Genomic DNA, 20,348 nt, shown 5'->3' on the forward strand with positions numbered 1-20,348 from the left:
GATGCCTGTGAAACATTCCGACGTCAACGCCGGGCCTGAACCCGAGTTCCAAATCTTTTCCGAATCAGTGAAGTTTAAGCGGCGACACGTGAACTTTCATTGAAGAAAAGAGCCTGGCTGATGAGTGCCTTGACCATATCCGGGTTGAACGGCTTGGTAACAAGGAAGGTCGGCTCAGGGCGCTCGCCCGTCAGAAGGCGTTCCGGGAAGGCCGTGATGAAGATGACCGGCAGCGTCGTCATCTGCAGAATTTCCTTCATTGCTTCGAGACCCGAGCTTCCGTCTGCAAGCTGGATATCGGCAAGGATCATCTTTGGCTGCGTGCGATGGAAGAGTTCGAGCGCTTCCTTGTGGGTGCGCGCAATGCCCGTCACGTTGTGGCCGAGGTCGGTCACCATCTGCTCGATATCCATGGCGATCAGAGGCTCGTCCTCGATGATCATGATATCGGTAGCAACCTGACGTGCAATCTCGGACGCGGCTTCATCGATCAACTGGCTGACTTCGCTTTCCGGCACGCGCAGCACTTCGGCCACTTCTGCAAGAGAAAATTCCTCGACCGTCGTCAGCAGGAACGCCTGGCGCGGGACGGCGGGCACGGCGGAAAGGTTCGCGGAAGCGCGCTTTTCCCAGCCTGTGAGGTTCTCGTCATTCTTAATGTTGATGGTGACGGAACTAAAGATGGAGACAAACAATTGGTAAAGCGAAACACGATCGCTGCTTGTCTGCGGAAAAATGCTGACATCGGCAATCAATGCTTCAAGGCTGGCAGCCACATATGCGTCGCCGGTGGACTGAGAACCGCAAACAGCACGGGCAAACCTGCGGAGGTAGGGCAGATGCGGTGCGATGCGTGTAGAAACTGACATGGAATTCTCCCCTGTTCATGCGGTTTGCAGCGCAAACCTGAACGAAAAAACGCGGCGTTGCGAAAATAGTTCCCTTTTCCTGGAACTATTTTTATTGCCATGCATTATAGACGACGTCACCAGAGGAATACCGGAAATCATGAGCATGTTTCAATCGGACCAGGATCCATCTGACAAGGGAACGTCGCCGACCGTCCCCGATTCGGGTCGCGCTGTTATCTCGCGAAAATTACGTGAATTATATGACGCAGTGCAGGATGAAGGCATTCCGGACAAATTTCTCGATCTTCTCGAAAAGCTCGACGAAGCTGAAAACAACGCAAAAGCTTCGAGGGGATGATGGCCACAGATCCGAGCAAGAACGAATACAATTTCAAGCGCGAAATGCTGGCCGCTCTGCCAAATCTCCGCGCATTTGCCATCTCTCTCATCAGATCCCGCGACCGTGCTGACGACCTCGTACAAGATACGATCATGAAGGCCTGGGCAAAACAGGAAAGCTATCAGCCTGGCACAAACATGCGTGCATGGCTTGTGACAATCCTGCGCAACGAGTTTTATAGCCAGATCAGAAAATCCGGCCGCGAAGTTCAGGATACCGACGGCGCATACACATCGCGCCTGTCCGTGCCTCCGGAACAGCATGGCTCTGTCGATCTTGCAGACTTCAAGACTGCGCTTGCCAAGCTTCCTGAAGACCAACGCGAAGCTATTCTGCTGATCGGTGCATCCGGCTTTGCCTATGAGGAAGCTGCGGAAATCTGCGGTTGCCCCGTCGGCACAATCAAAAGTCGTGTCAGCCGTGCCCGCCTTCGCCTGCAGGAACTGCTTGGCATCGAGGACGAGAACGAGTTTGGCCCGGACGCACAGATGACCGCAGTCACGGCTGCTGCTGCCGTGCGCTAACCTTCGGCAGTCAGAATATGAAACGGCGTAGCCCAAGGCTGCGCCGTTTTTTTACATCCCGACATCCTTGACCGATTGCATGACGACAAAGGTCGACGTGTTGGCCACGCTTGGCAGGCTGGAGATTTTCTCCCCCAGAACGCGGCGGTATTTGCGTATATCGGTCGTGCGCACCTTCAAGAGATAATCGAACGCGCCTGCGATCATGTGGCACTCTTCCACTTCCTTGATCTTGCGAACAGCAGCGTTGAAATCCTCCAACGCCTTTTCCCGCGTGTCCGATAGTTTCACTTCGGTAAAGGCAATGTGCTCCAGCCCGAGCTTTGCAGGGTTCAGCATCGCACGAAAGCCAAGGATGTAACCCTCATCGACCAGCCGCTTCAGCCGTGTCTGGCAGGGTGTCTTGGAAAGGCCGACCCGTCTGGAAAGCTCGAGAATGGACATGCGGCCATCGTCGCTCATCGCTTCCAGTATCTTCATATCGAAGTGATCGAGATTGCCTGTTTCTAGCGTTTTTGGCATCCATATTGCCTTTTCTGATGCGAATTATAAGTTATTTCGTCCTGATATATCGCTAAAATAGGACCATAGCAATTTTCGCAGCAATGATATTCTGAGTGCTGAAACGGAGCGACGGAAATGTGCGCTCGCGGCAGAACTTCAGGGACAGGGCCATGTCGGAAAACGCAGCGATCATCACGACACATGAGACAAATGACACCGGCGGGCTCTTCGAGCATTTCGCACCGCCAGCGCAACCGCAAAGCGCGCTCCGTCAAGCCATAACCGCCGCCTATCGCCGGGCCGAGCCCGAATGCATAGTGCCGCTGCTTGAAGCTGCAGACGTCTCGCCAGAGCAGGTCGCCACCATCCGCACGACGGCGCGCAAGCTGGTGCAGGCGCTTCGCTCCAAGGCAAAGGGCACTGGCGTCGAAGGGCTGGTGCAGGAATATTCGCTGTCCAGCCAGGAGGGCGTGGCGCTGATGTGCCTTGCCGAAGCGCTGCTGCGTATTCCCGATGCCGCTACCCGGGATGCGCTGATCCGCGACAAGATCGCCACCGGAGACTGGCGCTCGCATCTGGGTGGTGGCCGGTCGCTCTTCGTCAACGCCGCTACCTGGGGGCTGGTGATTACCGGCAAGCTGACATCGACGGTCAATGACAAGGGGCTATCGGCGGCTCTGACCAAGCTCATCTCGCGGGCCGGAGAGCCGGTCATCCGCCGCGGCGTCGATATGGCCATGCGGATGATGGGCGAGCAGTTCGTGACCGGACAGACGATTGGCGAAGCCATCAACCGTTCCAAGCCGCTGGAGGCGCAGGGCTTCCAATATTCCTATGACATGCTGGGCGAGGCCGCGACCACGGCAAAGGATGCGCAGCGCTACTACCGCGATTACGAGAACGCCATCCACGCCATCGGCAAGGCTTCCGCTGGTCGCGGCGTCTACGGCGGCCCGGGCATTTCCATCAAGCTGTCCGCCCTCCATCCGCGCTATAGCCGTTCGCAGGTCGAACGCGTCATGGCCGAGCTTTTGCCCAAGGTCAAATCGCTGATGTTGCTGGCAAAACGCTACGACATCGGCCTCAACATCGACGCGGAAGAGGCAGACCGGCTGGAACTGTCGCTCGACCTTCTGGAAACGCTTTCGCTGGACCCGGAGCTGGACAACTGGCACGGCCTTGGCTTTGTGGTCCAGGCCTATAGCCGCCGCTGCCCCTTCGTGCTGGACTACATAGTTGATCTCGCCAGACGCTCCAACCGTCGCATCATGGTTCGGCTGGTCAAGGGTGCCTATTGGGACGCGGAAATCAAGCGCGCGCAGCTGGATGGTCTCCAAGACTTCCCCGTTTTTACACGCAAGGTGCACACGGATGTGTCCTATATCGCCTGCGCCCGCAAGCTTCTGGCCGCCCGCGATGTGATCTTCCCGCAATTCGCCACCCACAATGCGCAGTCGTTGGCAACGATCTATCACCTTGCTGGGCCAGACTTCAAAATCGGCGACTACGAATTCCAGTGCCTGCATGGCATGGGAGAGCCGCTCTATGGCGAGGTCGTCGGCAAGCAGAACCTTGACCGGCCGTGCCGCTTCTACGCGCCGGTTGGAACCCACGAAACGCTGCTTGCCTATTTGGTCCGTCGCCTGCTGGAAAACGGTGCGAACTCTTCCTTCGTCAACCGCATAGCCGACCCCAACGTAGCCGTCGATTCCTTGCTGGAAGACCCTGTCGCAGTTGTCAGATCCATGGCGACGCCGGGTGCGCAGCATGACAAGATCGTCAAACCCGCCCGTCTCTATGGCACGCGGGAGAATTCGTCCGGGCTTGATCTTTCCAACGAAGAGACACTTGCTTTGCTGGGTGATGCCCTTCGTGCCAGTGCACAGATCGAGTGGAAGGCTGCATCGCGAAACGCTTCCGGCCCAACAAGGCCCATATTGAACCCCGGCGACCTCAACGATGTCGTGGGCTATGTGACCGAACCCACGCCCGGCGATGTTGATGCGGCACTTGAAGCCGCCGCTGCTTCCACATGGCCGCACACCAGCGCGCAAGAGCGTGCAGCCTGCCTTGAAAAGGCAGCCGACATGATGCAGGCAAAGCTTCCCGTCCTGCTTGGCCTGATCATGCGCGAAGCCGGAAAATCCGCCCCCAACGCCATTTCCGAAGTCCGCGAGGCCATCGACTTCCTGCGCTATTATGCTGCCGAGGCGCGCAAAACGTTCAGCGCGGAGCAACAAGCCCTTGGGCCGGTGGTCTGCATCAGCCCATGGAATTTTCCGCTCGCCATCTTCATCGGACAGGTAGCGGCAGCACTGGTGGCCGGAAATCCGGTTCTTGCAAAGCCTGCTGAGGAAACACCGCTGATTGCCGCAGAGGGTATTCGCCTGCTGCACGCCGCAGGCATTCCCACAGATGCGGTGCAACTGCTGCCGGGTGACGGCAAGACCGGTGCGCAGCTTGTCGGCGCTTCGCAAACGGCAGGCGTCATGTTTACCGGCTCCACCGAGGTTGCCCGGTTGATCCAGAAGCAGTTGGCCGCGCGCGTTTCACGAAACGGACAGCCCATTCCATTGATCGCGGAAACGGGTGGACAGAACGCCATGATCGTCGATTCCTCTGCTCTGGCCGAACAGGTGGTGGCAGACGTGATTGCATCGGCCTTCGACAGCGCAGGGCAGCGATGCTCGGCACTGCGCGTTCTCTGCCTTCAGGACGATGTGGCTGACAGAACGCTGACGATGCTGAAAGGCGCGCTACACGAATTGCGCATCGGCAGGACGGACCGGCTTTCGGTCGATGTCGGGCCTGTGATCACGCAGGAAGCCAAGGACAATATCGAAAAGCACATTGAGGCGATGCGCGCGCTTGGCAATTCAATCGAGCAGATCACGCTTGCCGGTGAGACCGACAAGGGCACATTCGTTCCCCCCACCATCATCGAATTGCGGGCGCTCTCCGACCTCAAGCGCGAAGTCTTCGGGCCTGTGCTGCATGTCATCCGCTTCAAGCGCGATAAGCTCGACCGCCTCATCGACGATATCAACGCAACGGGCTATGGCCTGACCTTCGGCCTGCACACCCGCCTCGACACCACGATCGCGCATGTGCTGTCGCGAGTGAAGGCTGGCAATCTCTACGTCAATCGCAACATCATCGGTGCGGTCGTGGGTGTGCAGCCTTTCGGCGGGCGTGGACTTTCCGGCACCGGGCCGAAAGCCGGTGGACCGCTCTATCTGGGACGGTTGACGGTTACGCCGCCCCTCACCGGCTTCGACGGCGCGCAGGATAATGCCGCTCTTGCGGAACTGATCCGCTGGCTTGAGGAGAAGGGTGAGACACAAGCCGCGCAGGCCGCCCGCCATCAGGGACAGATTTCCGGGCTTGGCTTCGAAACCGAGCTTGCCGGACCAGTGGGCGAACGCAATCTCTATGCCCTGCATCCGCGTGGCCATGTTCTTCTGGCCCCGCTGACGGCAAACGGGCTGTTTTGCCAGCTGGCGGCGGCACTTGCGACAGGTAACAGGGTCACAATCGACAGGGCATCCGGTCTGGAGGCAGAGCTGAAGGGCTTGCCAGCCAACGTGGCGACGCTTGTTACGTGGTCGGATGACTGGGCGGGCTCCGGCCCATTCGCAGGCGCCTTGGTTGAGGGCGATGCGGACCGGGTGCGGCAGGTCAATGCCCGCATCGCCGAGCTGCCAGGCCCTCTGGTTCTCGTTCAGACCGCAACGACTGCGATGCTGGAGACAGGCCAGCAGTCCTACAATCTCAACTGGTTGCTTGAGGAAGTCTCCGTCAGCGTCAACACGACGGCAGCGGGCGGCAATGCCAGCCTGATGTCGATAGGCTAAAAAAAACCGCTGGCGAGAACCCAATCTCGCCAGCGGCTGTTTCGAAGCGTATTCGATGTCGCCAGATTACTCGATATCGAATGTCACGCCCTGCGCCAGCGGCAGCGCCTTGGAATAGTTCACGGTGTTGGTGGCGCGGCGCATATAGGCTTTCCACGAGTCAGAACCGGATTCGCGACCGCCGCCCGTTTCCTTCTCACCGCCAAAGGCCCCGCCGATTTCCGCACCCGATGTGCCGATATTGACGTTGGCGATACCGCAATCGGAACCGTCAGCCGCCAGGAAACGCTCGGCTTCCTGCAGATCGCGGGTGAAAATGGAGGAGGACAGGCCAGCGGCAACAGCGTTGTGATCGGCGACGGCCTGGTCGAAATCGCTGTATTTCATCACATAGAGAATGGGCGCGAAGGTTTCTTCCAGCACAGGTCCGACCTGTTTCGGCATTTCGACCAATGCTGGCTTGACGTAATAGGCCGTGTCCTTGCCCGCGTCGGCAACACGTTCGCCACCAGCGATGACACCACCATGAGCCTTGGCTTCTTCCAGTGCCTTCTGCATGCCGTCGAAAGCACCCTTGTCGATCAGCGGGCCGACAAGTGCGGAGGTTTCCAGCGGGTTGCCAACGGAGACAGATGAATAGGCCTTCTTCAGGCGCGGAACGAGCTGGTCATAGACGCTGTCATGCACGAAAAGACGGCGAAGCGTCGTGCAGCGCTGACCGGCGGTGCCCATCGCGCCGAAGGCGATGGCGCGCAACGCCATGTCGAGATCGGCGGAAGGGCAGACGATACCGGCATTGTTGCCGCCAAGTTCCAGAATGGCGCGGGCGAAACGCTTGGCAAGGCGCGGACCCACGTCACGGCCCATGCGGGTGGAACCGGTGGCCGAAACCAGCGGCACCTTGGGATGATCGACGAGCGCTTCGCCAACGGTGCGATCACCGATGATAAGCTGGCTCAAACCATCAGGCGCATCACCGAAGCGGGCGACGGCACGCTCGAAAATGCCCTGAACGGCAAGCGCCGTCAGCGGTGTCTTTTCCGATGGTTTCCAGACGACCGAGTTGCCGCAGACCAGCGCAAGTGCTGCATTCCAAGACCAGACAGCAACGGGGAAGTTGAAGGCGGAGATGACGCCGACGACACCAAGGGGATGCCAGGTTTCCATCATGCGGTGGCCGGGACGTTCCGTGGCGATGGTCAGGCCGTAAAGCTGGCGGGACAGGCCGACCGCGAAATCGCAGATGTCGATCATTTCCTGCACTTCACCCAGACCTTCGGACGGGATCTTGCCCGCTTCAAGCGAGACGAGACGACCAAGGTCATCTTTCGCGGCACGCAGTTCTTCACCCAGAAGGCGCACCAGCTCGCCGCGCTTTGGCGCTGGCACCAGACGCCATGTCTTGAAAGCAGTGTCGGCCTTTTCGATGATGGCAGCGACATCGCCAGCCGATACCGTTTTCAGCCGTGCGATCTCTTCGCCGCTGACAGGGCTGAAAGACGCCATGTCGCCACCCTGATAGAGTTCAGGGGAAACGCCCATCTTTGCCAGAAGCGCTGCGGCTTCCTTGACGACATCGACCTTCGTTGCTGATTGGCTCATGACAATGGCTCCTTGGTTGCGCTGACAGGACATTGACGCGACGCAATACCCGTTTCATTCTCTTTCCTGATGATATACGGCTTCAAGCGCCGTTTTCAAATGAGTAAAGCGGTTGGGTTGATGCGAGACTGGAATGGACACACGCAGACGGCTGGTTCCCGACATTGTCACCCTGCAGGCATTTGAGTGTGCCGCACGGCACGGCAACTTTACGCGCGCTGCGGAAGAACTGAACCTGACGCAGAGCGCCGTCAGCCGCCAGATCAGCGATCTCGAGGCCCAGACGGGGATGCTGCTGTTCGAGCGCATTCGCCGCCGCGTGGTTCTCTCCGATGCAGGACGCAAATTCCTGCCCGGCGTTCAGAAGCTGCTGCAGCAATCGGAACAGTTGATGGTGCGCGCGGTAACGTCAGGCGCGTCAAGCGCGTCGCTGACAATAGCGACACTGCCAACCTTCGGCAGCCGCTGGCTTACGCCGCGCTTGCACAAGTTCCTCGCCGCGCAGCCGGAAACGGTGCTGACCGTGGGATCGCGGTCCCAGCCCTTCGATTTCGACGAGGAAGGCTTCGACATCGCCATTCACTATGGTCAGCCTGTCTGGGCGCATGGGACCTGCACTTTCCTCTGTGATGAGGTGATTGTGCCGGTTGCGAGCCCAGCGCTCTTGGCATCGCGCCCTGTCGAAAATCATGAAAAGCTGATCGAAGGTCCGTTGCTGCACGTGACAACACGCCCTAAGCTGTGGACGGAGTGGTTCGAAATGAACGGCATTGCGTCGGATCAGGCTTATCGCGGCAGCCGTTTCGACCAGTTTTCAATGCTCATCGAAGCTGCCGTCAGCAGCCTTGGATTTGCGCTGCTTCCGAAGTACCTCATCGAAGCCGAGCTGAAATCCGGTCTCCTGCAGGTGGTTTTCGATGTGCCGCTGCAGACGGAAAACAGCTATTACATCGCCCTGCCCGAAGGCCGACAGGACAATGTTCTGGCGCGCGCCTTCCAGAACTGGCTGCTGGAAGAGGTCGGCAGGCCCGTTCAGGCGGGCTGAGGCGAGCGTTTACAGGCGGTTGCGGAAAAAAGGGTTCCAGCGGACGACCCCAAGGCGAATTCTCTCGCGCATCATCGTCAAAAGGCCCGCCGAGGCGATGACCACAAGTCCGCAGATCGCCAGCGTATCCGGGTACTCTGCGAAGAAGAACGCACCAATCGCCACCGCCCACAGAATCTGGGAATAATGCGATGGCGCAATCTGGCTTGCGGGTGCAATCTTCGTTGCCGTCAGCAAGGTCATCTGGCCAACCGCGGTGCACAGGCCGATGATGATGAAGGCGGCAATCTGGTGAAGCGTCGGCACCTGAAACTCCGGTATCATCAAGACACCGTTGAATGTCAGGCCGTAGATGATCAGCACACCCATGATCGACGTGCGTTTTTCCCGCCCGGCAAGCGAGCGCAACAGGACGATGGTAAGCCCGGCCAGAAAGGCCACGCACAGAGCCGCGATGTGGCCAAGCTCCAGCGTCTTGAAGCCGGGGCGCACCACCAGGAGCACACCGACAATTCCGGCCATGACGGCAGACCAGCGCCAAAGGCCGATATCCTCCTTCAGCACCAGCGCCGAGAGAATGGTAACGAAGAGCGGCGAGAGAAAGATAAGCGCATAGGCTTCGGCCAACGGCACGCTCGTGAAGGCATAGATACCGAGAATTCCTGCAAAAAGGCCCGATATTGCCCGCCCGTGCACCGCAAAGGGTCGGCTCATGCGCCAGAAATGGCGCCATCTTTCCTCTTTCGGTTTCAGGAAGAAGATCAGCGATGCTGAAGACAGGATACTGAAAAAGCCGATTTCGAAGACGCTGACCTGAGAGCCGAGCGACTTGATGGTGGCATCTCCCCAGGAAAAGCTGGCATAGGCAAGCAATCCCAGTAGAAAACCTCTTTGCATGGCGACCGATCCCGACCGGAGAAAAGGTAACCGCCCGACAGCGAAACGATGCCAAGTTGACGGTGATGTGACGATAGCCCCCTCACCTCGCTACGCCTGACATCGTTGATTCACAAGGCACGAAAGCGGAAAAATCGTTCCCTCGAGTCGCAAGCCAGTCGTTGCGTCAGGAAATTTCAGGATCGATGGTGAAAAGCTCGTGCGCCCGGGCAAAACCGCGCAAGGCATAGCGCCCGATTGAAACCATGAGGCCCCGCATCTCTTCGGGACAGGAGGCGGTAAATTCGCGCGACATGACGGTATCCCGGTCGACCGAGCTGCACAGGCCGCTGATGCGGCTGACCATGTTGACCGCCGGTCCCACGACCGTGAAATCGAGGCGATTTCGGCTGCCGATATTGCCGTAGAAAACTTCACCCACATGCAGGCCGAGATAAACATCCGTCGTCGGCAGACCTTCCATTTTGCGGCGATGGTTGAGCACGGTCAGGTTGGTTCGCATGGTGATCTCGGCCGCCAGCGCCGATGCACAGTCGGATTGCTGGTCACCGTCACGAAAGATCGCCAGAACGCCATCGCCGATCAGTTTCAAGACACTGCCGCCATGCGCGTGAATGGCATCGATGACCAGACCGGCATAGTCGTTGAGGAAGGGGATGATCTGGTCAGGCTCCGCCCTGTCGGAAATGCCGGTAAAATCCCGCAGGTCCGAAAACCAGAGAACGGCCTCTATCTTTTCCACCTCGCCTCTGGTGATCGTGCCGCTCATGACCTTTCGGCCAGCATCCCGGCCCAGATAGACATCGCTGATGGTTTCTATGATCCTCATGCAGCAGGCCGCCTTGAAGGCCAGCGCGAGTGTCGGCAGCAATATACGCAGTGCTGCCAGCTCATCATCATGAAAGCCTTCCGGATGCCGCGTCAGCCACTGAGAATAGAACGCATTCATTTCGCCGATGCTGCCGCGATCCGTAAAGCGGTGGATCGCCGCCAGATAATCGGTGTGTCCCGCGCTCTTCAGCTCGGAAAGCTTCGGAAATTTGAGTTCGTCGTCCAGATGAAACCGGTGTCTGGCTTCATGGGCATTTTCCTTGATGAGATGGAAAAACACCGAACTTTCCCAGTCCTCGCGCGCCTTTCCATCATCGGTAAAGTCATAGACGGTCGATGGGTCGAAAACATCGTGGCTGTCCCAGCGGAAAGCGTGCCCTTCGAAATCGGGATGCAGCGTATCCATCAGGATAAGCGCCGAGGAAATGCTGATGCCGGCGGCGTTGCATCGCTCGCAAAAGCCGGAAAGCAGCGCTTCTTCCGCCACCCCTTCGTATCCCTGCTGCGAAAGCCAGAGTGAAATGTCCGAAAGGCGGGATTGATCGACCATGAGTGCCTTTGTCCTTAACGGGAAACCTGATGAGATACGGTTGATCAACGCTTCGCAAGAGCGACGGTGCCGCTATTTTGGCGTGACAGGCAAGAAATTCTGGAAATCGACCCTTGCAGTATGGCGCTACGCTTGGCCACGGCGGTGAAGACGGTTAAACAGCTACTCAAAATTCTGTTTGACGCACAAGCACGGCTGGACGATTTCCAGCCCTGATCCCGAAAGGTTTTTCGATGCGTATAGTAATGATTGGCTCCGGTTATGTCGGGCTTGTTTCCGGTGCCTGCTTTGCCGATTTCGGCCACGACGTCATCTGCGTCGACAAGATGCCGGAAAAGATCGAGGCATTGAAGAATGGGCAGATCCCGATTTTCGAACCGGGCCTGGATGTCATCGTTGCCAATAATGCCAAGGCTGGCCGCCTGAGCTTTACGACTGATCTGAAAAGCGCCGTTGCCGATGCCGATGTGGTCTTCATTGCTGTCGGGACGCCGTCGCGCCGTGGCGATGGCCATGCTGATCTGGGCTATGTCTATGCCGCAGCCCGCGAAATTGCCGCAGCGGTTACCGGATTTACGGTCATCGTAACCAAGTCCACCGTGCCTGTCGGCACCGGTGACGAGGTGGAGCGCATCATCCGCGAGGAAAATCCGCAAGCCGATATCGCCGTCGTATCCAACCCGGAATTCCTGCGTGAAGGCGCTGCGATCGATGACTTCAAGCGTCCGGATCGCATCGTCGTCGGTCTTTCGGACGAGCGTGCCCGCCCGGTCATGACCGAAGTCTATCGTCCGCTTTACCTCAACCAGTCGCCGCTCTTGTTTACGACGCGCCGCACATCGGAACTCATCAAATACGCCGCCAATGCGTTTCTCGCCATGAAGATAACCTTCATCAACGAAATGGCCGATCTGTGCGAAAAGGTCGGCGGCGACATTCAGGATGTCTCGCGCGGCATCGGGCTTGATGGCCGTATCGGCGCAAAGTTCCTGCACGCAGGTCCCGGCTATGGCGGCTCCTGCTTCCCGAAGGACACGCTGGCGCTGGCCAAGACGGCGCAGGATTACGACAGCCCCGTGCGTCTCATCGAAACGACCATTGCCATCAATGACAACCGCAAGCGCGCCATGGGCCGCAAGGTGATTGCCGCCGTGGGTGGCGATATCAGAGGCAAGAAGATTGCTGTGCTGGGCCTGACGTTCAAGCCGAATACGGATGACATGCGCGACAGCCCGGCCATTGCCGTTGTTCAGACATTGCAGGATGCCGGAGCGAAAGTAACCGGTTACGATCCTGAAGGCATGGCAAACGCACGTCCCCTGATGGATGGCATGCACTATGCCGCAGGCCCTTACGAGGCGGCGCAGGGTGCCGATGCCGTGGTTATCGTTACCGAGTGGAACCAGTTCCGTGCGCTCGATCTCGACCGCCTCAAATCGATCATGGCAGCGCCCGTTTTCGTGGATCTGCGCAACATCTACCGCCCGGAAGAGGTCACCGCCCACGGCTTCACCTATGCCGGCATTGGCCGTTCATCATAACAAGGCGATAACATGCGATATCTGATTACCGGAACGGCTGGCTTCATCGGCTTTCATCTGGCAAAGCGTTTGCTGGACGACGGCCATTTCGTCGTCGGCTTCGATGGAATGACGCAATATTACGATGTTGCCCTGAAGGAAAAACGCCACGCCATTCTTGCGCGCTCCAACGGCTTCAAGGCCCAGATCGGAATGCTGGAAGATGCCGATGCGCTGAACCGCGCCGCAGATCTCGCCGAGCCTGAGGTCATCATCCACCTCGCCGCCCAGGCCGGTGTCCGCTACAGCATCGAATGCCCGAAGGACTACGTGAACTCGAACCTCGTCGGTTCATGGAATATTCTGGAATTGGCCAAGACGCTCCAGCCAAAGCATCTGCTGCTGGCATCGACCTCTTCCATCTACGGCTCCAATGAAAAAGTGCCTTTCGCCGAGAGCGACCGGGCCGATGAGCCGATGACGATCTATGCCGCTACCAAGAAATCCATGGAGCTGATGGCGCATAGCTACGCCCATCTGCACAAGGTGCCGACCACTGCCTTCCGCTTCTTCACCGTCTACGGCCCATGGGGCCGCCCGGATATGGCGCTGTTCAAATTCGTAGATGCGATCCTGAAGGGTCAGCCCATCGATATCTACGGCGAAGGCAGGATGAGCCGTGACTTCACCTATATCGACGATCTCGTTGAAGGCATCATCCGGCTGAGCCACATTGCGCCATCGGAAGACAACCGTGTCACGCAAGAGGGCGTGACCGACACGCTGTCGAAACATGCGCCCTTCCGCGTCGTCAATATTGGCGGCGGCCAGCCGGTGGAACTGATGCGCTTTGTCGAAACGGTCGAGGACGTCCTTGGCCAGAAGGCCATTCGCAACATGCTGCCCATGCAGCAGGGCGATGTGCCGCGCACCTTTGCCTCGCCCGATCTGCTGCGGGCGTTGACCGGCTATGCGCCCGACATCACCATAGAAAAAGGCGTCGCATCCTTCGTGGAATGGTATCGCAACTGGCAGTCCGGCAAGGCCTGATCGTCAGGCCTGCCGGACCTCACAGCAATTAGCTGTTTGCCTCTTCGTTCTCACCGGCCTGCAACAGGCGGGTGAGTTCGGCGCAATTCGGGTCGCTTGCGTCAAGCAGTTGCGTCGGAGACGTCCAGCCAAAGGTGTAGCCTGCCGCCGTGGCGATCGCCCAGGCCGGGTCTTCACCGGCGCGTTGCAAGAGCTTTGGGCCCTGCGCGGAAATGCACTGCTGCGATTGCTGGATGGATTGGGCGGATGCATTGGCACCCTGAATCCGGTCCTGCACCTCGGCCTGAATGGGGTTGAGAATGAAAAGCGTGACGAACCACGCGGCAATATCGGAAAACATGCGCTAACCTCTGCACACTCGGCGAAGACATCGGAAAAGGTCCGACATCGTGAAAGCGCCGAGACTTTCACCAGAGGGGCCCGGACCAGCGGGTTGAGTGAGATGTGGGAGGCCGTCTCTCCAATTCAAGGGATAAACGGCCCCAAATATTCAACTCATCGCGCGAGGTGCCGGGCGCAGTTCAGGGTTTTGCCTCTGCCGCGGCAAGCAGAGCATCGAAGCGCGGCTTTGCCCGGGCAGGATGCTCCACCGCCTTGTAGCTATCAGGAAGCTGCGCATCTCCGACCTTGATCAGCATGACCATGCCCATGCCGTAATGCGGCGAGCATTTGATGCCATAAAAGCCGGGGTGATCGAGGGCTATCTCGAATGCCTCGTTGATCTTGCTCTTGAAGCCGGTCGCGCCCTGCGGCACCATGCCATCGATGGTCGCGACATTGTGGCTCTTGTGGGTGGGAATGAACCGCACCGTGTCACCCGGCTTCAACGCCACGAAATCCGGTTCAAAGACCATCGATCCTTTTTCGCCCTGATTGAGCATCTTCACCTCGAATGTTTCGGCAAGCGCCGCAGACATGGCAAGGCAGGAGAAAAGTGCGGCAGCGGAAAATGTCTTGAGACTATTCATCTGATGTCCTTGAAATAAAATCTTTATCGCGAGGAGGCTGATAGCGGATGTGGCAGATGTCCCCCTCCCCCCGCTCGACAAGCACCTCCACGCCGAAGACGTCGCCAATCAGACCGGCGGTAAAAATGCTGGAGGGCGGGCCGAGCGCAACGAGTTCTCCGCCTTTCATCACCGCAACACGATCGCAGAACATGGCCGCATGATTGAGGTCATGCAGGGCTGCGGCAACGGTCAGCCGCTGTTTGCGCACCAGATGCAAAAGGGCAATCTGGTGACCGATATCGAGATGGTTGGTCGGCTCGTCCAGAAGCAGGATATTGGGCTTTTGCGCAAGCGCCCGGGCGATGTGAAGCCGTTGCCGCTCCCCGCCTGACAGGGTGTGCCACATGCGTTTGGCCAGATGTCCGGCATCCACGTCGCGCAATGCCTGATCCACAATGGCATCATCCTGCGCCGACCAGGGGGTCAGTGCGCCGATATGCGGTGTACGGCCAAGCTCCACGGCCTGACGGGCATCTATCCGCTCCTGCGTTTCGGCCTGTTGCTCGACGAAGGCGATGGAGCGGGCAACATCTCTGCGGCTGAGGCTCTGGATCGCCTTGCCGTCCAATACGACCTCACCCTGTCGAGGTTTTCTGATCCCGCAAAGAAGCGACATCAGGCTGGTCTTACCCGAGCCGTTCGGTCCGACAATGCCGAGGAACTCGCCGGGCCTGATATCGAGACTGACATTTCTGACAATGTCCACGCCACCCGCCGACCAATGGAGATTTTGTGCTGAAAGGATCATGGCGTGCTCCGGCGCTGGCACAGGATGAGTGCGAATGCAGGGGCTCCGAACAGGGCGGTGATGACACCGATGGGCAGCACCTGACCGGGTATCATGGTTCGCGACACAATATCGGCACCGATCATGAAGATTGCGCCGATAAGCGCGGCAAAGGGCAATAGGCGACCGTGTCGGACGCCGACAATCATGCGGGCGGCATGTGGGATGACCAGCCCGATAAAGCCGATGGAGCCGACGATGCTGACCATGATCGCCGTCATCAGCGCCGATATGCCCGCCAGAACAATATAGACGCGACGAACGGGAATGCCGAGGGAGGCTGCCGATTGCGAGCCGAAGGTGAAGGCATCCAGCGCACGTGAATGCCAGAGGCAAATGGCAAGGCCGAGCACGGTCGCCGGCAGCGCCAGCCAGACATCCGGCCAGCGAACGCCTGAGAGATTGCCGAGCAGCCAGAACATGATGCCGCGCGCCTGCTCGGCATTGGCGGCCTTGGTCACGATGAAGGATGTGAGCGCGTTGAAAAGCTGCGACCCCGCCACACCGGCCAGAATGATCGCGCTGTTGCCGCGCCCGGCACGCAGCGCCAGAAGGCTGACGAGGGTAAAGGCCAGCAGGGCGCCCAGAAACGCGCCGAGCGGCATGGTTAGAAGACCGGCACCGAAACCCATGATGGCAACGCCGACCGCGCCCATTGATGCACCCGCCGATATGCCGAGAATATAGGGATCGGCCAGCGGATTGCGCAAAAGCGCCTGCAGGACGACACCTGATACCGCCAGTGCCGCACCACAACAGGCCGCGACCACCGCCCGACTGAGGCGATAGTTCCAGATGATGCCCTCATCGATGGCATCAAGCGGATAATCCGCATGAAAGACGCGATTGGCGACCGTTCTGGCGACGACATCCATGGAAATGGATGTCTCGCCAATGGCTGCGCCAAGCCAGAGCGCAAGGCCCAGGAACCCGGCCGCCAGCAGGACGGCACGGGTGATGGTGAAGCAAGCGCGCATGATTACTTGGCAAGGCCAAGTTGAACGACCGCATTGGCCAGAACTTCTATGCCGTCGATGGTGCGGATTGTCGGGTTCATCGCCTGCGCGTCCATGACAACGACATGGCCTTGGCTGACCGCAGGCATAAGGCTCGTAACCGGATCTTGCTTCAGGAACTTCTCCTTGACGACAACATCGTCGGCCGGAAAGCGTCTGCGGTCCATCTTGCCGACAACCACCAGCGACGGCTGAGACTTGGCGATGGTTTCCCAGCCCACGGTTGGCCACTCTTCTTCGCTGTCGATGACGTTTTTGATGCCGAGCGCCGACATGATGTAGCCCGGTGCGCCATTTTTGCCTGCGACATAGGGATCGATATCCAGCTCTGCGCTGGAGAACCAGAAGACGGCAGAGAGCTTGCCATCAATGGAGGCAATCTTTTTGCGTGCGGTTTCCTCGCGGGCCTTCAGATCGGCCACCAGCTTTTCGCCCCGGTCCTGAACATCGAAAATCTGTGCGAGATCGGTGATTTCCTGATAGATCAGATCCATGGTGAAGACGGAATGACGCACGCCGTCACCGCCGCCGGTATTGTCCTTGCCCACGCAATCGGCTGGCGATGTATAGACGGGGATCTTGAGTTCCTCGAACTGCTCGGGCTTTGCCACCACGCCTTCCGGGCCGACATGCCACTGGAACTGCGCTGTCACCAGATCCGGCTTCTTGGCCAGAACGCTTTCGAAACTCGGATCATTGTCCGCCAGACGGTCGATCTTCGCATTGGCCTCTTCATAGCCCTTGATGACAGGCCCGATCCAGACTGCTGTTCCGACGACCTTGTCGGCAAGGCCGAGCATATAGAGAATTTCCGTGGTGCTCTGGCCGACGGAAACCGTGCGCTCCGGTGCATGGGTAAAGGTAACGTCCCTGCCGCAATTCTTCAGCGTCAAGGGATAGGTGGTCGCAGCAGCGAGGGCGCCGCTTGCAGAGATGCCAAAAGCGGCGGCAGCAAAAATTGCAGAGCTTACGGCTCTTTTAAAATTGAATGTCATTTTCGATAGTCCCCGATCGTCAGCGTCTGCGCATCCAGGCAGACATGATTCAACACGTTTGAACGTCAATCCGTACCGACGCACGTCAGGACGATCCGAAACCGGGACATGGCAAAAGGAATAGAGCGCCGGCAGGCGCAAGATGCAATCACGATGATCTCCTGTTCCGGGCATCCCCGCCCGTGAATTGGATTGAACACATGACGGCAGGTCTCCTGGCTCACGGATTGACGTCTTGACCCGACCTTCCCGCGATGTTGCTTCGCAGTGGCATGGCGCCAGAAAAACCAGCGCCAAAAGGGTTAGACAATCCGCTCACAGTTGCGGGGGCAGCTACGGCATCAGGCCCGAAAGCCCTCACCGTATTCCCTATTATTCCTTGCGATTGCTCGCTCGAAACCGTCGCGACCAGATAGCCGTATTCCAAACCCGCCGTCAAGCGGAGCTTTTTGTTATGTTATTACATTTCAATTGAGAAGCCTAATTCTTCTTCGACAATGAAAAAAGCCGGGAATCTCTTCCCGGCTTTCGATCATGGAGGGTTTTTGCCGTTTCAGGGCAACGTGTAAGCGATGACATAGTCACCCGGCTTGGTTCCGACAGATCCATGCCCACCGGCAACCATGACGACATATTGCTTGCCGTCATCCGTAGCATAGGTCATGGGCGTTGCCTGTCCGCCTGCAGGAAGCCGCCCCTCCCAGAGCTGCTTGCCGGATGTCAGATCATAGGCGCGCAGATAGTTGTCGACGGCGGCACCGAGGAAAGCCACGCCACCCTTGGTAATCATCGGTCCACCGATGCCGGGCACGCCGACCTTGAAGGGCAGCGGAAGGGGCGTCATGTCATAGACGGTGCCGTTCTTGTGCTTGTAGGCAACGTTGCCCGTGCGGAGATCCGCGCCTGCCACATAGCCCCATGGTGGAGCCTGGCAAGGTATTCCAAGCGGTCCGAGGAACGGGCCCATCAGCACGCCGTAGGGGGCGCCATCATTGCGGTTCAGGCCCTGTTCGCTCCCCTTTTCATCCTGGCCGCGCGGGGGAATCTCGCTGCGAGGCACGAGCTGCGATGTGAAGGCAAGGTAGGTCGGCATTCCGAACATGACCTGACGTTCCGGATCGACCGCCACGCTGCCCCAGTTGAACGTCCCGAAATTACCCGGGTAAACCAGCGTTCCATTCAGCGACGGAGGCGTATAGCGGCCCTCATAGTTTAGCTGGTGGAACTTGATGCGGCAGGCCAGCTGGTCGAACATGGAGACGCCCCACATGTTGCTTTCCTGCAGCGGATCCGGCTTGAACGACAGAGCCGATGTCGGCTGGGTCGGCGCGCTGAAATCCTCGGGGATGGCACCGCCAGGCGCTTTTTCCTCGGTCACGGCGAGAATCGGCTCGCCAGTGCGCCGGTCCAGCACGTAGATGTCGCCCTGCTTGGTGGGTCCCACCAGCGCAGGAACCGTCTGGCCGTCCTTCTTCGTGATATCAAGCAACACTGGCTGTGCCGGGACGTCCATGTCCCAGAGATCGTGGTGCACCGTCTGGCGCACCCAGCGATCCTGCCCGGTGTTTACATCGAGCGCGACGATGGACGACGAATATTTCTCGACATTGGCGCTGCGGCCCATACCAAGCTGGTCGGGAACCTGATTGCCAAGCGGGATGTAGACGAGCCCCAGCGCTTCATCGACGCTGAAGACTGACCAGCTGTTGGGCGAGTTCGTCGTATAGGTCTGGCCCGGCTGAAGCGGTTGGGTCTGGGTAGGGTTGCCCGAATCCCAGTTCCAGATCAATGCGCCGCTATTGACGTCAAACGCCCTGATGACACCGGATTGCTCCTTTGTCGAATAGTTGTCGTTGACGGCACCACCAATGATGATCTTGTTGCCCGCAATGGCGGGTGGGGATGTGGAGTAGTAATATCCGGCCGGATTGTGCTCCATGCCGCTTTCCAGATGCAGCGTTCCCTGGTCGGCAAAGCCTGTGCAGACCTGGCCGTTCTCGGCATCCAGAGCAATGAGACGCGCGTCCGATGTCGGCAGGTAGACGCGGGTGGCGCAGGGCGAACCGGCCCGTGCCGTAGGCTCGGCGTAGTAGGTCACACCGCGGCATGTCTGATGCTGGCGATCCGGGTTCAGACCGGCATTGGGATCGTATTTCCACTTTTCCTTGCCGGTGGCCGCGTCAATCGCGATGGCCCAGTTGTGAGGTGTGCACAGGTAGAGCGAGTTGCCGACTTTTAAGGGAGTCACCTGATAGGTGGTCTCGCCCACATCATCGGGCAGTTTCACATCGCCCGTCTGATAGCGCCATGCTTCCTTGAGCTCGCCGACATTGTTTGCCGTGATCTGCGTAAGCGGCGAATAACGCTGGCCGTAATTGGTGCGTCCATACTGATGCCATTCATTATCAGGCACCGCATTGCCATAGGAAGGCGCAGCCGTCACGATCTCCTGCGGAAGGTTGCCTTCCATGTCATGCGGGTCCTGCGTCATCGCAAAGGCGGCAGCGCCGACCGACACGAGAACAGCGGTCAGAAGAGGCACCGCATTGGCGCCATAGGACGTGCCAGTCGGGCTGGTAAAGCCGAGCGGCTTTCTGATCCAGGGCATCAACAGCCACATGCCGACGACAATGATGAAACCGCCACGCGGTCCCAGCTGCCACCAGTCAAAACCGACTTCCCACAAGGCCCAGAGAAGAGTTGCGACAACGAAGGCCGCATAGAAATGCAATGCCACCTTGTTTCTTTGAAACAATAAGACGGCCGTCACGACAAATGCGACGCCCGCCAACGCGTAATAAAAACTTCCGCCCAGCATGATTAGCTGAGAACCAAAGCCGAAAATTGCAAGTCCAATAAGAGTCAGGACGACTGCAGTCGATGTTACTGCCATAAAAGGCCCCCGGTGGTCT

General features: G+C 58.7%; 17 protein-coding genes and 1 riboswitch. Of the genes, 6 read left to right on the forward strand and 11 right to left on the reverse strand.

Annotated features, from left to right (window positions below; all coding sequences use genetic code 11):
• Positions 1-74 precede the first annotated feature (74 nt).
• Positions 75-869 (reverse strand): response regulator, encoded by a 795-nt coding sequence (locus QRN85_RS17490; RefSeq protein ID WP_062584217.1) that lies wholly within the window; start codon positions 867-869, stop codon positions 75-77.
• Positions 870-1,008: 139 nt separating this feature from the next.
• Here QRN85_RS17490 and QRN85_RS17495 point away from each other — a divergent pair, with 139 nt between their 5' ends.
• On the forward strand, positions 1,009-1,209 hold the full coding sequence (locus QRN85_RS17495; RefSeq protein ID WP_062584215.1) for a NepR family anti-sigma factor: 201 nt from the start codon (positions 1,009-1,011) through the stop codon (positions 1,207-1,209).
• A complete protein-coding gene (locus tag QRN85_RS17500) occupies positions 1,209-1,775 on the forward strand; it encodes a sigma-70 family RNA polymerase sigma factor (protein ID WP_062585510.1) in 567 nt (188 codons plus the stop codon). The genes QRN85_RS17495 and QRN85_RS17500 overlap by 1 nt, the downstream gene beginning before the upstream one ends.
• A 51-nt stretch (positions 1,776-1,826) precedes the next feature.
• Here QRN85_RS17500 and QRN85_RS17505 read toward each other — a convergent pair whose 3' ends face one another.
• Entirely contained in the window at positions 1,827-2,297 is a 471-nt protein-coding gene (locus tag QRN85_RS17505; RefSeq protein WP_284759542.1) for an Lrp/AsnC family transcriptional regulator, read from the reverse strand.
• A gap of 152 nt (positions 2,298-2,449) precedes the next feature.
• Here QRN85_RS17505 and putA point away from each other — a divergent pair, with 152 nt between their 5' ends.
• Complete coding sequence (gene putA / locus QRN85_RS17510) at positions 2,450-6,133, forward strand: trifunctional transcriptional regulator/proline dehydrogenase/L-glutamate gamma-semialdehyde dehydrogenase (RefSeq protein WP_284759544.1); 3,684 nt, start codon at positions 2,450-2,452, stop codon at positions 6,131-6,133.
• 66 nt (positions 6,134-6,199) lie between these two features.
• Here putA and amaB read toward each other — a convergent pair whose 3' ends face one another.
• On the reverse strand, positions 6,200-7,735 hold the full coding sequence (gene amaB / locus QRN85_RS17515; protein WP_284759546.1) for an L-piperidine-6-carboxylate dehydrogenase: 1,536 nt from the start codon (positions 7,733-7,735) through the stop codon (positions 6,200-6,202).
• Positions 7,736-7,868: 133 nt separating this feature from the next.
• Between amaB and QRN85_RS17520 the strand changes: the two genes are divergently transcribed.
• Positions 7,869-8,780: a LysR family transcriptional regulator gene (locus tag QRN85_RS17520; RefSeq protein WP_062584208.1), complete on the forward strand. Its 912-nt coding sequence runs from the start codon at positions 7,869-7,871 to the stop codon at positions 8,778-8,780.
• A gap of 9 nt (positions 8,781-8,789) precedes the next feature.
• Here QRN85_RS17520 and QRN85_RS17525 read toward each other — a convergent pair whose 3' ends face one another.
• Both QRN85_RS17525 and QRN85_RS17530 read right to left on the reverse strand, forming a co-directional pair.
• Complete coding sequence (locus tag QRN85_RS17525; RefSeq protein ID WP_113169320.1) at positions 8,790-9,677, reverse strand: DMT family transporter; 888 nt, start codon at positions 9,675-9,677, stop codon at positions 8,790-8,792.
• A gap of 166 nt (positions 9,678-9,843) precedes the next feature.
• Positions 9,844-11,058 (reverse strand): adenylate/guanylate cyclase domain-containing protein, encoded by a 1,215-nt coding sequence (locus QRN85_RS17530; RefSeq protein WP_284759550.1) that lies wholly within the window; start codon positions 11,056-11,058, stop codon positions 9,844-9,846.
• A gap of 233 nt (positions 11,059-11,291) precedes the next feature.
• Here QRN85_RS17530 and QRN85_RS17535 point away from each other — a divergent pair, with 233 nt between their 5' ends.
• Positions 11,292-12,599 carry a UDP-glucose dehydrogenase family protein gene (locus QRN85_RS17535; protein WP_284759552.1) on the forward strand — a complete coding sequence of 436 codons (1,308 nt, stop codon included), beginning with the start codon at positions 11,292-11,294 and terminating at the stop codon, positions 12,597-12,599.
• Positions 12,600-12,611: 12 nt separating this feature from the next.
• Complete coding sequence (locus QRN85_RS17540) at positions 12,612-13,628, forward strand: NAD-dependent epimerase (RefSeq protein WP_113169321.1); 1,017 nt, start codon at positions 12,612-12,614, stop codon at positions 13,626-13,628.
• Between the two features lie 28 nt (positions 13,629-13,656).
• Here the strand turns inward: QRN85_RS17540 and QRN85_RS17545 are convergent, their stop codons facing one another.
• The 6 genes from QRN85_RS17545 to QRN85_RS17570 all read right to left on the reverse strand — a co-directional run bounded on the left by QRN85_RS17545 (position 13,657) and on the right by QRN85_RS17570 (position 20,329).
• A complete protein-coding gene (locus QRN85_RS17545) occupies positions 13,657-13,968 on the reverse strand; it encodes a hypothetical protein (protein WP_062584197.1) in 312 nt (103 codons plus the stop codon).
• 181 nt (positions 13,969-14,149) lie between these two features.
• On the reverse strand, positions 14,150-14,596 hold the full coding sequence (locus QRN85_RS17550) for a pseudoazurin (protein WP_284759555.1): 447 nt from the start codon (positions 14,594-14,596) through the stop codon (positions 14,150-14,152).
• Positions 14,589-15,386, reverse strand: a complete 798-nt coding sequence (locus QRN85_RS17555) for an ABC transporter ATP-binding protein (protein ID WP_284759558.1) — start codon at positions 15,384-15,386, stop codon at positions 14,589-14,591. Before QRN85_RS17555 ends, QRN85_RS17550 begins: the two co-directional genes overlap by 8 nt.
• Positions 15,383-16,402: a FecCD family ABC transporter permease gene (locus tag QRN85_RS17560; RefSeq protein ID WP_162726782.1), complete on the reverse strand. Its 1,020-nt coding sequence runs from the start codon at positions 16,400-16,402 to the stop codon at positions 15,383-15,385. Before QRN85_RS17560 ends, QRN85_RS17555 begins: the two co-directional genes overlap by 4 nt.
• A gap of 2 nt (positions 16,403-16,404) precedes the next feature.
• The gene (locus tag QRN85_RS17565) at positions 16,405-17,436 is read right to left on the reverse strand and encodes an ABC transporter substrate-binding protein (RefSeq protein ID WP_113099262.1); all 1,032 of its coding nucleotides are present in this window, start codon (positions 17,434-17,436) and stop codon (positions 16,405-16,407) included.
• 188 nt (positions 17,437-17,624) lie between these two features.
• Positions 17,625-17,855: riboswitch (cobalamin riboswitch) on the reverse strand.
• 134 nt (positions 17,856-17,989) lie between these two features.
• Entirely contained in the window at positions 17,990-20,329 is a 2,340-nt protein-coding gene (locus tag QRN85_RS17570; protein ID WP_113099217.1) for a glucose/quinate/shikimate family membrane-bound PQQ-dependent dehydrogenase, read from the reverse strand.
• Positions 20,330-20,348: the final 19 nt, after the last annotated feature.

Source organism: Agrobacterium sp. fls2-241-TYG-188a, assembly GCF_030209845.1.